Source organism: Nonomuraea sp. NPDC049709 (assembly GCF_040674815.1).
Taxonomy (GTDB): domain Bacteria; phylum Actinomycetota; class Actinomycetes; order Streptosporangiales; family Streptosporangiaceae; genus Nonomuraea.
On sequence record NZ_JBFANM010000001.1, the window covers coordinates 75,608 to 89,214 of the forward strand.

Here is a 13,607-nt window from a genome sequence, read left to right on the forward strand (position 1 = left end):
CGACAACAACTCAGGCCCCAGATCCACGCCCGGAGCCGCCCTCGTCCCCAGCGCCCGAACCAACCCCTGCCCGCGTCAGTGTCACGTCGGCAGCCGTGGGAAGCACCGCCAGCACCCGCCAGGAGCCCGTGTCACCACCAGCCGCGGCGCCCTCCGCACTCCAAACTTCTCCGGCGTCGAAGATCCCACCCACCAACGAGGCCCGCTCCCGCATCCCGACCAGCCCCGCCCCGGCGCCCGGCAACTCCGTACGCCCTCGTCCGCCAAGGGCGTTCTCAACGCTCACCAGAACCCGGCCGTCCTCGTAACCGACCACCACCGAGACCGGCGACTCACCGTGCTTGAGCGCGTTGGTGAGCGCCTCCTGCAGAATCCGGTAACCGGCGAGATCCACGGCCGCGGGCAGCTCCCTCACTTCCCCCTCCACCCGCATGTCCGCGGCCATCCCCGCCCGTCTCACCCTCTCGACCAAGGTCTCCGCATCCGCGAGCCGGGGCCGGGTGGCTTCGTTCTCGCCGTCATCCCCCTCCTGCCGCAACAGCCCGATCATGGCCCGCATCTCGGCCATCCCCTTGACGCTGTTCTCGCGCACGGACTCCATGATCTTCCGAACGGTGTCCCGATCAAGGTCCTTGCGCGAGAGCGCGGCCGTGGACTGTATGGCGATGGCGCTGAAGTGGTTGGCGATCATGTCATGCAGCTCGCGGGCCATGCGCGTACGCTCGGCGGATATCGCGGCCTGCCTGTCGAGCTCGGCGAGATGGGCGACCTGCTCGGCGCGTGCCCGCTCGGCCGCGGCCCGATCCCGCTGCTCGCGTACGACGGCGGCGGTGGTGACAGGCGTGATGAGCACCAGCCCGGCCTGCACCCCCATGACGGCCAGCATCCGCCAGTCCGCCGCGAGAAACCCGGCCACGGCCCCGCCCGCGACGGCCAGCACGGCGGTGACGCCGAGCAACACCCGAGCCAACCGCGCCGGCCCATAAAGCGCCGCAGCGTACAGATTGTCGGTGAAAACCAGCACCGTCCCCAACGACGGCCCCACGAACCCGTCCATCACGATCCCGACCACGCCGAGCCCCAAGGAGGCCAGCGGAGCCCGCCGCCGCACCAGAACCCCCGCACAGGTAAGAGCCAGCGGCACACCCAGCACCCACACGGGCACGCCGCGATCGATGTAGGACCTGCCCGCGATCAGCACCACCCCCATCGCGAAGGCAAGCCCAGCCCACAACTCCACCCGCTTCATGCACCCATCCCACCACCTCCCGCCACCCGCCCCCTCCTCCAGAAGTCCGCCTGTGGATACACCCTTCGATGTATCCACAGGCTTCCCTCACCACCGCTCACCCTGGCCCCACCAACACAGCGGCCACCCCCCGAAACACCCTCAGAAATGCCACTACAACCACCCAGAACACCGCCCCTAATGCCACCTCGCCAGGACTCCCACCAAGTAGAGCGCCAGCCTCAACACCGGCAGCTTTGTTACGCCTCGGCGAACAAATCCCCACCCACACCCGGCCCGGGTTCTCACGGCGACACACTGGTTGCGACCATGCGATCACAGAACGTGGGACCCGAGCGGCCGCGCCCGGGATCCCTTCCAGCTACCGCGAAGGTAGGGGTACGTGGATATAGAGGCGGAGATTCGCAAGCTGAAACTCCGTGTAGACGCCCTCGAAGCAACCGTGCGTTCCACCGGCGCAACCCCCATCCGCCCGAGGGCCCGACGCCGGCGCATGAACTTCCCGGCACAGAACTGCACGCCAATGGAGGACATACACGCCGACGTCACGACGGCGACGATCGACGTCGCCGAGGTGAAGATCCGCATCAAGGACCTGCAAGCTGAGCTGGCCCAGGACGTCTCCGCCCTGAACGACGAGATCGGGGGCTTCAGAAGGCAGACCAACGACCACTTCGCCAAGTTCCGTTCGCAGGCCCGGGACCAGCACGACTCCATCCATCACAGACTCACCGACCTGGGCCTCATGATCGAACGCCTACTGAAGAGATTGGACGCGTAGGCACAAGGTGGCCCCCACCCCACCGGGGGCCCACCTTCCAAGATCCAACCCGCGACCCCGAGATTGCCGTATCCGGTTCGAGGTACTGCCCAGAACCCGCTATGCTTGCTTAAGCACCGAGCGGCCGTAGCTCAATGGATAGAGCATCTGACTACGGATCAGAAGGTTACGGGTTCGACTCCTGTCGGCCGCGCTCCAGGTCAAAGGCTCTCCGGGATCATCCCGGAGGGCCTTTTTGGATCTCGTACAGCAGCGGTTTACAGCGCGGGACCGCACACGGTCCTCACCTGCTCGATCATCGCCTCGCGCGGTGGTCCGCCCCGGCTCCCCGTACGGAGAGCGCGGCCCGGTAGACCGCGATCGTCTCCGCCGCGGCCCTGACCCAGCTCAGCCGCTCCCTGACGAACCGTTCCCCGCTCTCTGCGAGAGCATGGCGGGCCACCGGATCCTCGATGAGGTCGATCACGGCATCGGCGATGGAGCCGGGGTCGGCGCTTCGCGCGAACCGCACGGCGGGGTCGGCGGGATCGCCGAGGAAGATCCGGGAGAACCCGTCGCCGAGGATCGTCGGCCTGGTCAGGGCCATGGCCTCGGTCGCTACCAGGCCGAACGGCTCGAAGAGCGAGGGGAAGACGCAGAGGTCGGCCAGCTCGTAGTACTCCAGTAACGCCGCGCCGTCGACGAACCCGCCGGAGGTGAGGACGCGCCCGTCCAGCCCGGCGTCCGCGACGAACCGCGCGACCCCGGCCTCGTCCCCCTCGCCGACGATCACCAGCAGGAGCCGGGGGAGCGCGACGGTGATCTTCCCCATCGCCTCCAGCAGCTGGTAGATCCCCTTCTGCCGTTCGATGCGGCCGACGAAGAGCAGCACCGGGTCGCCGTCCGCAATGCCGAGACGGGCGCGCAGCGCGGCGGCGCCGGAGCGGAGCGCGGCCCGGTCGACACCGGCGAGCCGCCGCTCGAACGTGCCGCCCAGGCAGACCACGTCGATCGTGTCCCGGTTCCACCCGGCGGCGGCGAGCTGCTCGCGCACCTCCGGGGTGGCGACCACGACCCGGCGGGCGATCCGTGCCAGCCACCGCTCGACGGCCGCGAACACGCTGAGCGGGTCGGTGATGCTGCGCTGCGGTGCGACTCCGTACTCGGTGGTGTGCACGTGGAAGACGACCGGCAGCCGCAGTACGTAGTGGCACAGCAGGGCGGCCAGGAAGTTCGTCGAGTCGTGCACGGCGACCAGGTCGGGCCGCTCGACGGGGGCCAGCCGCCGCAGCCGCAGGAAGTACCGCCAGTTGCTCACCACGACGTTCACCGCCAGCAGGACGAACTCGGCCCGGCGCGTCCGGTTGAGCCTGCGGCGGCGGCTGATCGCGCCTAGCAGGCGGCCCAGCGGCCGGTAGACGGTGACGCCGTCGCGCCGCTCGTGCACCGGCAGGCGCCCGTCGTTCAGCGTGAACACGGCCATCTCCAGGTCGCCGGTCAGGTGCGGGGTAATCTCCTCGACGTAGCGGCCGAGCCCCGCGGTGATGTTGGGCGGGAACTGGTTGATGACGTGGACGACTCTCACCGTTCGACCTCCGAAGGACGTGCTCGGTACACCCGGGCCGCGGCGGCGGCCACGACGGCGACCAGGACGAGATTGGTCAGTGCGAACGCCACCAGGCCCCCGGTCAGGCCCTGCCAGGAGATGAACACCGCCTGGCAGGCGAGCGCGGCGGGCGACCCGATGGCGAGGCAGGCGATGAGCACCTTCGCGCCCCGCACCCCGTCCATCGACAGGGTGAAGAGGTAGAGGTTGAACACCGTGTGGACGCCGATCCCCACCGCCGACAACGCCATCAGTCCGGGCGAGTACGGATACTCCGCGCGCAGCACCAGGAAGAACAGCGCGCTCGCGGCGAAGGAGAAGACCGCCGTGGCCACCGCGATCGCCGGCGCGACGTGGCCGATCCGCCGCAGCGCCGCGACCTTGTCGGCCGTCGCCAGCACGGGCAGCAGCACCAGCCCGATCCCCTCGGTGAACACCACGCCGAGCAGCCGCTTCGGGAAGCCGTTGTAGACCGAGTACACGCCGACGTCGCTGCCCGAGGCCCAGTGGTTGAGGAAGATCACGTCCACCCCGAACAGCACGGCGGTGAAGGCGGCGATGACGCTCATGTAGGCGCCGTGCCGCAGCAGCGAGCGGGCCAGGGACGCCGACCAGGAGCGCGGGACGACGTCGAAGCCGGCCACGGCCGCAAGGGCGAAGACGACGTTCGTGACGATCAGCGCGACCAGGTAGACCTCGGCGTCCCGGATCCCCGCGACCAGGAGGCAGTAGGCGGCCGTGGCCAGGTAGACGGCGGCGACGACGAGCTTGAGCCCCGCCACGTACGCGAACTTCTTCAGCCCGCGCAGGAAGCTCTCGGTCAGCTGGTTCACCGTCATCGACAGGGCCAGCGCCAGCGCGAAGCAGAGCGTACGGACGTCGACGCCGAGCAGGCGGGTCAGCAGCGGGGCGGCCAGCAGCCCGGCGGCGACCAGGCCGCCTCCCAGCGCCAGCGTGGTGAACAGCGCCGTCGTCACCAGGGCCGGCCGGTCCGGCGGCTCTGCCCTCGGCAGCTCCTGGAACATGACGTAGTTCAGGTTCAGCAGCATGCCGACGGTGACGATCAGCGCGATCGTCAGCACGAGGGTGAACCGGCCGAACGCCGCCGCGCCGATCCCCCAGGCGATGACGAGCGTGGTCGCCGCGGCCGTGCCGCTGGCGGCGATGCTCACCAGCGTGGGCCAGACGGCCCAGCCGCGGCCGCCGAGCAGCCGCGCTACCCGGTCGCGGAGCGCGGACGTCACCGGGCCACCTCCGCGTACGCCGCGAGCGTGGCTTCGGCCGTGCGCGCCCACGAGTATCGCGCGCGGACGTGCTCGGCGCCGCGCCGGGCGAGCCCCGCCGCGTGCTCCGGGTCGTCCAGGCAGCGCGACAGGGCCGCGGCCAGTTCGTCGGGCTCTCCGGCACGGCAGCGGACCGCTCCGTCGCCGACCACCTCCGGCGAGTAACCCGGCCCGACCACGACCGGCCGCCCCAGCGCCATCGCCTCTACCGCGACCAGCCCGAACGGCTCGTACGACGAGGGAAAGGCACACACGTCGGCGGCCAGGAAGTGCGCGAACACCTCGGGTGGGTCCAGGAACCGGTAGCCGGCGACCACGTGCCCGCCGACGCCCTCCCGCTCGATCAGCCGGGCCACCTCCGCGTCGTCGCCGCTGCCGACGAGCACGACCCGCAGGTCGCCGCGATCGCGGAGCAGCGCCGGCACCGCCTTGATCAGCGTGTGCACGCCCTTGTGCGACGACAGGCGCCCGGCGAAGACGACCAGCCTTCCGGCGCCGCCCGGCAGGTAGTTGGTCCTGACCTCCGCGCGGAGCCGGTCGCGCTCGGCGCCGGACAGCCCGGCCAGCCGTACCAGCTCGGGATCCTCGAACCCGTGCGGCACGACCCGCAGGCGCCCCGGCGGCCAGCCGCGCGCCACGAGCTCGTCCCGCATGCCCGCGCTCGGCACCACGATCAGGCTCGCCAGCCGGGCCTGCGCGTTCTCCAGCGCGGTGATGCCGGCGGTCACGGCGGTGCGGCGCGCCCCCGGGGCAGTGTTGTGCTCGCAGGTGTGCACGTGGAACACCACCGGCATCCGCCCGACCAACCGGCACAGGATCCCGGCGATGCACCCCATCCAGTCATGCACCGCCACGACCGCCCCGGAACGCCCACCAGCGCGCAGAATCCGCGCCGCGACCCGCACATTGAAGGCGATCAACCCGGCGATCCTCACCAACGGACGGACGGCCTCCCGAGGCCGGGCGGTTCCCGGCGTACGCGGGAGGGTGGTTTCGGGGCTGTGCGGGCGACCGCCCCCGGGCGTGTCAGAGTGGCTGGTTTCGGATGTGCCAGGGTTGGCCGCTTTCGGTGTGTGCGGGCCGGGCGCTGTGGCGGGAGCTCCGGCGGTGCGCAGCCGGTGCAGCGTGATGTCGCCGGTCCGCTCGACCCCTGCCGGCAGGTGCCGGCCGATCGCGCCGTACACCTCGATGGGGACGCCGGAGTCGCGCAGGGCGGGAAGCATCCGCTCGGCGTACCGTCCCAGACCGCCGACGACGTTCGGCGGGACCTCGGTGCAGACGACGTGGCAGCGGCGCGGCCGGGTCAGTCCGGGCACCGCTGGTACGCCTGCCGGGCGAAGTCGAGGTCGCCCGGGGTGTTGATGCCACGGGCCTCGAAGGGGTCGCTGACCGGCACCACGATCACCGGCCGGTCGCGGACCTGCGACAGGTACGGCAGGAACGGCAGGAAGTTGACCTCACCGGTGGCCGCACCCGGGGCGGCGTCGAGCAGGTAGCCCGCCCACGCCTCCGGCAGCCCGTCCGTGCCGAGGCAGAACACGCCGACGTCGCTGAGCCCGCCGGGCCGGCATTCGTCCCCCTCGCGGGACATCCGCACCCTGACCAGGGCCGATCCGTCCAGCTCGTACTCGACGTACGGCGAGGGCATCGGCACCAGCGGGAGGGTGAGGCCGTCATGGCGGGCCCGCACCACCTGCCGCACGGTCGCCGAGGACAGGTTCACCTGGTCGCCCCAGACCACCAGGATCCGGTCGTACCCCTCCCAGTGCGCGACGGCTCCGAAGATCGCGTCGCCCATGCCCGTCGGCCGCGCCTGGACGCTCACCGAGACGGCGCCGCGCTCGATTTCCTCGGCGGCGAGGCGGCGGAACGGGATCTCACCCGCCGGGGAGACCACCACGTGGACGTGCTCCACCCAGGGGCCCAGCCGCCGGTGCAGCAGGTGCCACACGGTGACGCCGTCGGCGACCTCCAGTGTGATCTTCGGGATGCCGAGGCCGAGCCTGGTCCCGCTCCCGGCCGCCGGGATCACCGCGCAGACGCGCTGGTCACTCACTGCCACTCACTCCCCAGTCGAGGAAGTCCACGATCTCGTCCAGATCCCGCACCTGGGCCGCCCCCGCGGCCGGTTCCACTGCGTTGACCTGCAACGTCACCAGTCCGGCGCCGACGGCGGAGGCGACGCCGTGCTCGGAGTCCTCCAGGGCCACGGCGTCGTCCGGGTCGACGGACCAGCGCTCGCAGGCGTGCCGGTAGAACGCCGGGTCCGGCTTGCCCCACGGGACGTCGTCCCCGGTGAGCACGCCGCTGAAGTAGCCGCCCAGCGAGCACGCCTCCAGGACCCGCTCGACCGACCCCCTGCTGCCGCTGGTGACCAGGTAGGCCGCGCGGCCGCCGCTGGTCAGGTGGTCGAGCAGCCGCCGCGCGCCGGGGAACACCGGCACCCTGCCCGCCTCCACGTACTCCCGGTACAGCAGCTGCTTCCGCCGGACCAGCCGTTCGGCCACGTCCCCGCCGACGCCCAGCCCGGTCACCACCTCCCGGGTGGTCGCCCCTGCATGCGCGTCGTACCGGAAGGAGCCGAGCGAGGACGGCGCCAGCTCCCCGATCGCGGCCCGGAACGCAGCCGCGTGAACGGGCGCGGAGTCGACCAGCGTGCCGTCCAAATCACAGAGCCAGACCCGCCGCCCAGCGACAAGCACCGCTGGGCTCATCGGGCCCTCGCCAGCGCGGCCTCGTCGGCGATCTCGGTCAGTGCGCGTACGGTGCGGGGGCCGCAGTGGACGCCGGGTCGTTCGGCGTCCTCCAGGTCGGCGGTGACCCATCGGGCGCCCGCCCAGACGCCGCCGGCGACGACGTCGGACGGCACTCCCGGTGCCTCGGGTGCGCGGTGGCTGAGGACGTGCGTGACGGTGCCGCGCTCGTTGCCCGGGTCGCCAAGGTAGGCCAGGGTACGGCCGACCAGCTCGGGCGCGCTCAGCCCTTGGACGTCGTGGTCGTCGCGGGTGTTGACGACGAACACCTTGGCCGCGGCCCGGCTCTCGGCGATCGCGTCCGCGATCCCCGGCGTCAGGTAACTGGGCAGCAGTGACGAGTGCGGCGTGCCGGGCCCGTACAAGAGAAGGTCGGCGTCCCTGATCGCGTCCCCGGCCTCCGGGTTCAGCGAGACCGGGGCGCGGAGGCCCGCCAGGATCCGCCGCACCTCCTCGACGGGTCTCGCCGCCAGCTCGGCCCGGCGCTCCGGGGTGACCGGCTCGCGGAGCAGGAACAGGTCGGTGATCGCGGCGGCGTCCTGCGGCGCGACGATGTCGGCCTCGTCGGCCAGGAGCCGGCCGTCCTGCTTGAGCGCGACCAAGTACGCGTTCTCGCCGCTGGTCACGTTCAACAGGCCGAGCGGTGACTCGAACGTCCGGGCGCACGCGCGTACCGCGGCGTTGAAGTCCTCGCCCAGCCGGAGGTACGCGCCGGCGAACACGAGGTTGCCGAGCGCGCAGTCGGTCAGGTCGAGCCCGTCGGGGTGGCTGTCGAGCCTGCGCAGGAACGCGGCCAGGTCCCGCGTGATCGCGGTGCGGGCTTCGGCCGGGAGGGCGGGGAACGCCGGTCCGGCGACCAGTTCGCCGAACTCCTCCCGCGTGGTCCCGGCCACGAGCCGGCGCTCCAGCACCGAGCGGAGCGCGGCCTGCCGCGGGTCGCGGTCGTCGAGATGGACCAGGAGGTTCTTGCGGAAGTCCGACGGGCCGAGCATCCCGGGGAGGTAACGCCGGAGCGCCCCGGTGGACCGCCCGTTGTCGTAGCCGTTGATCACCAGGGTGAGGTCGATCCCCGGCGTGCGCAGCAGGCCGCGCGCGATGCTGGCCCCGCCGCGCCCACCGCTGAAGAGGGTGACGGCGGTGCGGCCGCTCATCGGGCCCGCTCCGTCAACCCGCGCGCCGGTTCCTCCGGCGCCTCCGGGAGACGGAGCACGCCCCGGCGTAACAGCCACCGACGGTAGCCGAGATAGCCCACGAACAGGGCACGGTCCCGCGCGCCGCGCCAGAACCGCCACCCCCGGGCGCCGCCGCCGCGCTCCCGGTGCTCGATCGGGATCTCCACCCAGGTACGGCCGAGCTCCGTGACCCTGGCGGTGATCTCGGTCGAGCAGTTCATCCCGCTCGACTCCAGGGCCAGGGCGCGCAGCAGCGGGCCGCGTACCACCTTGAAGATCGAGTTGTAGTCGCGGTACCGGGTGCCGTGCGTGAGGTTGCTGACCGCGCCGCTGGCCGCCGAGCCCCACCGGTACGCGACGCCGTCGGCCTTCCTGATGCGGGCGCCGGAGAAGGCGTCCGCCTCGCCGGCCCGTACGCGGTCGAGGAACGCGTCCAGGTTGGCGATCGGGAACTGCCCGTCGGAGTCGAGCAGTACGACCCAGTCCAGCCGGGTGTGCGCGATGGCGGCGGCGATGGCCGCCCCGGCGCCGCGGTTCGCGGCGAAGTCGACGACGACCAGCTCGGGGCAGCCCTCCCGCAGCTCCGCGAGGATCTCGCCGGTCGCGTCGGTGCTGCCGTCGTTGCAGAGGACGATCTCCCAGGCGCCGATCGCCGGGTGCCCGGCCAAGTACTCCCGCCATTCGGTCACCGCCGCCGCGATGTTCGCAGCCTCGTTGTAGGCGGGCGCCGCCACCGAGATGTCGACGGTCGGCGGTACGTCGTAGGTGTCCAGCTTCGCCTCCTCGTGGTGTGTCAGTGACGGCCCGCCGGCGTGGGCGTCCCATTCCCCATCAGGCGGGCGATCCAGCGGTCCAGCGGGAGCAGGTTGATCCCGACGACGATCGGCACATGTGCCAGCGTGAACAGCACGGCCCCGCCGAACGAGATCGGCCCGCCGGTGATCACGTTGATGTGCGGCGCGTCGATGACGTCGGGGATGTCGACCGGGTTGACGAGCTGCCACATGATGTCGAGGAGCCCCGAGAACACGATGACGATGCCGCTGATCGCGATCTTCAGGCAGCGCCCGGGGCTGCCGCCGCCGATGCGGAAGGCGGCGGCTACGGTGAGCACGATCCCGGGATAGAGCAGCAGGTAAAGATGGGTGTAGAAGCTGTCGCCCTCGATACGCCCGACATCCCCGTAGTAGAAGTAACTCACCCTCGGGATCACGTACGCGGTGAAGAACACGAACGGGACGTACAACAGCCAGTGCAGCCGCTCCGACACCCACGGGAAGAACGCGATCGCGCAGCACAGGAAGGCGAAGGCGACCAGTTTCACGCCGAGCTCCCAGGCGGCGCCGATCTCCCGGCCGTGCGGGGTGGCCAGCCAGGTGAACCCGAAACCGAGCACCCCCGCGAGGAGGGCGATCCACCACAGGTGCAGGGCCCATCGGGTGGCGCCGGGGTTCTCCGCGTCCGTAGGGGGTAACGGAGACTGCGGTGTGTCGCCACGGACCGTCATGAAGCTCCGCATCTCCCATCCGACGTCGCCACTCGAAAGCTGGTGACCTGGAGAAACGCGTCGGATCCGGATTTACACCGAGATACCCGATATGACGGCTTCCCCGAAATCCACACATTCCCTGTCAGCATTCCGAAATGGGACCCTATACGTTCCTCTTCATAAATGGGGAGATTTCTGTGGATCTCGCGCCCGGGAGACCTCCGAGAATCGGCTGCCGGCGCCGATCGCTCGTTCGACCATGGGACGGCCGCGTAGAGAAGCGCGCTTCCGACGCGGCTTTCAGCGCGTCAGTCCGCGACCAGGTCCATCCGGAGGAACTCGGTGATGCGGAGCCGCGCACCGTCGGCGCCAGGACGTTCCGCACCCGGCCGGAGCCCGATCCGTACACCAGAACGATCAGGTAGCCGCCGTCAACGGCATGCGCCTGGAGCGGCGTGCGGTACGTCGCGCCCGAGACGCGACCGACGTGGGTCAGCACCGGCCACGTCCTGCCGGCGATCGCGCGGGGGTTGAACACCCGCTTGTTGGTGTGCCCCCACCACCTCGGCATCGGCATGTGGATCTCAGGCGTAGGGCGGCCGTCGATGCCGGTGGTGAGACACCCCGAAACGCGGAGAAGTAGTGAGTAGCCAAACCCCAGGTCGGGGCCAGTTCTGTGACATCGGCGCAGGTCTCAGCCGCCGCCCTTGCTGAAGTGCTGGTAGTCCTCGCGAATCATCTGCTGTACAGCAGCCGGATACAGCAACTACGCCTGACGTGATCACACGGCGGCGACCCGCATTCACCGCTTCACCAGCGCGGGAGGCTGCTGACGAGGTGTCTGCCCTTCCCTACGGATCAGAAGGTTACGGGTTCGACTCCTGTCGGCCGCGCTCCAGCTCAGGGGCCCATTTCCAGCAACGGGAATGGGTTCGTCCTCGTCGAGGTCGGTCTCGGGGACAGGCGGGCGGCGGGAAGCCGGGGTGCGTGGTCGGATCGGTTGCAGGATGGCGAGTGGTCCCGATCGCCTGGGCCTCGGTTCGCTCGTCGAGATACTCGTTCGGCCTCGCTCCTCACCTGTGACACGTCCGTAAGCTGAGGGGGTGTCCCCCGCATTGGTACTGCTCGACGGCGTCCGCTGGCGGGGTGGGCGGGTGGTCGGCGATCGCGCGCACACCCTGCTGGCCGTGCTGGCCTTGCACGGGCGGGCGGGGGTCGGTGACGAGCGCCTGGTCGAGGAGTTGTGGCCGGACGAGGCGCCGGCCAACCCGACGAAGGCGCTGCAGGTGGTCGTCTCGCGGACCAGGGCGGCGACGTGCGCCGACGTCGTGGTGCGGATCCCCCGTGGCTACCGGCTGGGGCTGCCCGCCGATCAGGTGGACGCGCTGCTGCTCGGCACGCTGGTGGAGCAGGCACGGGCCGCGCTGGGCGAGGACGACATGGCGCTCGCGCGCCACCGTGCGGAAGAAGCCATGAGTCTCCTGGCCGGCAGCTTGGACGGTGCCGCCGGTGCGCTCGCTGAGCTGCGGAGCGTTGCGGCCAGGTGGGTGAGCGAGGCTCGGCGGGTGGCGGCGATCGCGCAAGGCAGGAGCGGTGCGCACGAGAGCGCACTGCCGCTGCTGGAGGAGGTCGCGGCCGATCGGCCGCACGACGAGGAGCTGCTCGCCTGCCTCCTGCGAAGCGAGGCCGCCGTACGAGGTGCCGCCGCCGCGCTGGAGCGCTACGAGCGCTATCGCACGGGCCTGGTCGCGCGGCTCGGCACCGAACCGGGGCCCGAGCTGGCCCGCGTGTACGCCGAGCTCCTCGTCGCGGATCGGCCGGTGCGCGCGGGCATCCTGTTCGACGGTTCCTCGCTGCTCGGTCGTGCCGGCGACATCCGTGCGGTGCACGCCCTGTTGCAGACCAATCGGGTGGTCTCCATCGTCGGTCCCGGCGGGCTGGGCAAGACGCGGCTGGCCCACGTCGTGGGCAGGAACGCCACGCAACCTATCGCTCACTTCGTCGAGCTCGTCGGCGTCTCCTCGCCGGAGGGCGTGGTGGGCGAGGTGGGCTCGGCGCTCGGGGTCCGCGACTCGGTCAGCGGGCGTCATGCCCTGACCGCCGAGCAGCGCTCCGACGTTCGCGCGCGGATCTCCCAGCATCTCGACCAGGCTCCGGCGCTGCTGATCCTGGACAACTGCGAGCACGTGATCGAGGCCGTCGCCGACCTGGTGGCGTTCCTGTCGGTGACGACCCGCGACCTTCGGGTGCTCGTCACCTCGCGCGCCCCCTTGTCGATCCCCGCCGAACGCGTCTACCCGCTCGGGGAGTTGCCCACGGGCGACGCGGTGGAGTTGTTCCGCCAGCGCGCCACGGCCGCCCGCCCGGGGGTGCGGATCGACGAGGGCGCGGTCGAGGAGGTCGTCGCCCGCCTCGACGGGCTGCCGCTCGCGATCGAGCTGGCCGCGGCCAAGGTGCGGGTGATGGCGGTGGAGGAGATCGCGCGGCGGCTGGCGGACCGGTTCGCCCTGCTGCGCGGCGGCAACCGTACGGCCCCCGACCGGCACCAGACGCTGCTCGCGGTCATCGACTGGTCGTGGAACCTGCTGGAGGAGCCGGAACAGCGGGCGTGGCGGTGGTTGTCGCTGTTCGGCGACGGGTTCACGCTGGCCGCGGCCGAGCACGTACTCGGCCCGGACGCCCTGCACGTCGTGGACGCGCTGACCGAGCAGTCGATGCTGAGCGTCCGCGAGACGGCGTACGGCCTGCGCTACCGGATGCTGGAGACCGTCAGGGAGTTCGGGCGGATGCGGCTGAGGGAGGCCGGCGAGGAGGCGACCGCCCGGGCGGCGCAGCGGGAGTGGGCGACGGCGTACGCCCTCGGTCACGCCACCCAGCTGTTCGGCCCGGCGCAGTTCGCCGCGGCCGACGCGTTGCGCGCCGAGGAGAGCAACCTCGCCGATCTGCTCCGGCAGGCTCTCGGCGAGCCCGATCCCGGCACGGCGATCCAGTTGCTGGCCGGCGTCGGCGCGCTGTGGTCGATCCGCGGCGACCATCCCCGGATCCTCGCTCACCGGGACGCCATCACCCAGGTGATCACCGGCTGGCTGCCGCCGCCGCACCTCGTCGAGGCGACCAGGGCCGCCACGTTGATCATGCTCATGAACGTCATGATCATCACCGACCGCCGGGACGATCCGCTGCGCGATCTCCTCGGCGCGCTGCCGACCAGTGACGCGACGAATTCCCGCGTGGCGGCGATGGCCACGGTGGCGCTCGCGACCGACGGCCCCGACCTGCGACGCGTGCTGTCGGA

At 71.2% G+C, this 13,607-nt stretch carries 10 protein-coding genes, 1 tRNA gene and 1 pseudogene; 3 read left to right on the plus strand and 9 right to left on the minus strand.

From position 1 onward, the window contains the following. Window positions 1–10 precede the first annotated feature (10 nt). Complete coding sequence (locus AB0J69_RS00430; protein ID WP_364111250.1) at window positions 11–1,249, minus strand: histidine kinase; 1,239 nt, start codon at window positions 1,247–1,249, stop codon at window positions 11–13. 382 nt (window positions 1,250–1,631) lie between these two features. On the opposite strand from AB0J69_RS00430, the gene AB0J69_RS00435 reads away from it, so the two are divergent. Next, window positions 1,632–2,030: a hypothetical protein gene (locus AB0J69_RS00435; protein WP_364111252.1), complete on the plus strand. Its 399-nt coding sequence runs from the start codon at window positions 1,632–1,634 to the stop codon at window positions 2,028–2,030. A 120-nt stretch (window positions 2,031–2,150) separates the two neighbouring features. Then, window positions 2,151–2,223: transfer RNA gene (locus AB0J69_RS00440), tRNA-Arg, on the plus strand. 102 nt (window positions 2,224–2,325) lie between these two features. Here AB0J69_RS00440 and AB0J69_RS00445 read toward each other — a convergent pair. Genes AB0J69_RS00445 through AB0J69_RS00480 form a run of 8 tightly spaced genes read right to left on the minus strand, consistent with a single transcriptional unit; the run spans window position 2,326 to window position 10,330 of the window. Then, window positions 2,326–3,594 carry a glycosyltransferase family 4 protein gene (locus AB0J69_RS00445; RefSeq protein WP_364111254.1) on the minus strand — a complete coding sequence of 423 codons (1,269 nt, stop codon included), beginning with the start codon at window positions 3,592–3,594 and terminating at the stop codon, window positions 2,326–2,328. Continuing rightward, window positions 3,591–4,859, minus strand: a complete 1,269-nt coding sequence (locus tag AB0J69_RS00450; protein WP_364111256.1) for a hypothetical protein — start codon at window positions 4,857–4,859, stop codon at window positions 3,591–3,593. Before AB0J69_RS00450 ends, AB0J69_RS00445 begins: the two co-directional genes overlap by 4 nt. Further along, window positions 4,856–6,214, minus strand: coding sequence for a glycosyltransferase family 4 protein (locus AB0J69_RS00455; protein ID WP_364111258.1), 1,359 nt, complete (start codon window positions 6,212–6,214; stop codon window positions 4,856–4,858). The genes AB0J69_RS00450 and AB0J69_RS00455 overlap by 4 nt, the downstream gene beginning before the upstream one ends. Next, complete coding sequence (locus AB0J69_RS00460; protein WP_364111260.1) at window positions 6,202–6,954, minus strand: NTP transferase domain-containing protein; 753 nt, start codon at window positions 6,952–6,954, stop codon at window positions 6,202–6,204. The genes AB0J69_RS00455 and AB0J69_RS00460 overlap by 13 nt, the downstream gene beginning before the upstream one ends. Further along, on the minus strand, window positions 6,947–7,600 hold the full coding sequence (locus AB0J69_RS00465; RefSeq protein WP_364111262.1) for an HAD family phosphatase: 654 nt from the start codon (window positions 7,598–7,600) through the stop codon (window positions 6,947–6,949). The genes AB0J69_RS00460 and AB0J69_RS00465 overlap by 8 nt, the downstream gene beginning before the upstream one ends. An 8-nt stretch (window positions 7,601–7,608) precedes the next feature. Next, on the minus strand, window positions 7,609–8,802 hold the full coding sequence (locus AB0J69_RS00470; RefSeq protein WP_364111264.1) for a 2-phospho-L-lactate transferase CofD family protein: 1,194 nt from the start codon (window positions 8,800–8,802) through the stop codon (window positions 7,609–7,611). Then, the gene (locus tag AB0J69_RS00475; protein WP_364111266.1) at window positions 8,799–9,557 is read right to left on the minus strand and encodes a glycosyltransferase family 2 protein; all 759 of its coding nucleotides are present in this window, start codon (window positions 9,555–9,557) and stop codon (window positions 8,799–8,801) included. Before AB0J69_RS00475 ends, AB0J69_RS00470 begins: the two co-directional genes overlap by 4 nt. Before the next feature lie 59 nt (window positions 9,558–9,616). Further along, window positions 9,617–10,330, minus strand: a complete 714-nt coding sequence (locus AB0J69_RS00480; protein ID WP_364111268.1) for a hypothetical protein — start codon at window positions 10,328–10,330, stop codon at window positions 9,617–9,619. A 1,358-nt stretch (window positions 10,331–11,688) separates the two neighbouring features. Here AB0J69_RS00480 and AB0J69_RS00485 point away from each other — a divergent pair. Then, window positions 11,689–12,879, plus strand: a pseudogene (locus tag AB0J69_RS00485) (BTAD domain-containing putative transcriptional regulator); the annotation flags it as partial. Between the last annotated feature and the right edge of the window lie 728 nt (window positions 12,880–13,607).

Bases quoted from the DNA above. Each gene is read 5' to 3' on its own strand.
- AB0J69_RS00470 (WP_364111264.1), bottom strand. From the start codon at position 8,802: ATGAGCGGCCGCACCGCCGTCACCCTCTTCAGCGGTGGGCGCGGCGGG.
- AB0J69_RS00430 (WP_364111250.1), bottom strand. From the start codon at position 1,249: ATGAAGCGGGTGGAGTTGTGGGCTGGGCTTGCCTTCGCGATGGGGGTG.
- AB0J69_RS00480 (WP_364111268.1), bottom strand. From the start codon at position 10,330: ATGACGGTCCGTGGCGACACACCGCAGTCTCCGTTACCCCCTACGGAC.